This window comes from Pseudoalteromonas sp. SIMBA_162 (assembly GCF_046535955.1).
GTDB classification, from domain to species: Bacteria; Pseudomonadota; Gammaproteobacteria; order Enterobacterales; family Alteromonadaceae; genus Pseudoalteromonas; species Pseudoalteromonas marina.
In genome coordinates this window covers 1-402 of the sequence record NZ_JAWJBQ010000102.1, presented here as the reverse complement: position 1 = coordinate 402, position 402 = coordinate 1, and the positions used below count along the sequence as shown (strand labels likewise).

Genomic DNA, 402 nt, shown 5'->3' with positions numbered 1-402 from the left:
GGGTTTCGGAGTGGATTGTCATCGGTGCGGTCCTTCTGTCCGGGGGGCATGCGGGTTGCGTCAGCCCCGGTGAGCGTCATGTGTTGAGAGAGACAGGAAAAAGTGCACTCAGCGAGGCTTGGCGTCATCGCGCGGGCTGGGGGTCTCCAGCACCAGATGCGGTTCCAGCACCTTGCGCGCGAAGTCCTGGCGCAACCAGCGCACCAGCGACCAGGTCAGGATGAACAGCACCGGAATCATCGGCAGCGCGACCACGATGGTGGAAGTCTGCACCGCCTTGAGGCCGCCCAGCTGGATCAATGCCACCCCGACACCGGCGATCAGGAAGGCCCAGATCAGGCGCACGCTGCGCTTGGGCTCCTGATAGCCTGAGAGCTCACGCGTGGTCACCGACGCCAGCAC

Annotated in this window: 1 protein-coding gene; it reads right to left on the bottom strand. The window is 64.7% G+C overall.

Annotation, left to right across the window (positions count from 1 at the left end; all coding sequences use genetic code 11):
- Positions 1-108: 108 nt before the first annotated feature.
- Positions 109-402: BCCT family transporter (locus R0J88_RS18895; protein WP_410900711.1), on the bottom strand; the 294-nt coding region annotated here is incomplete at its 5' end.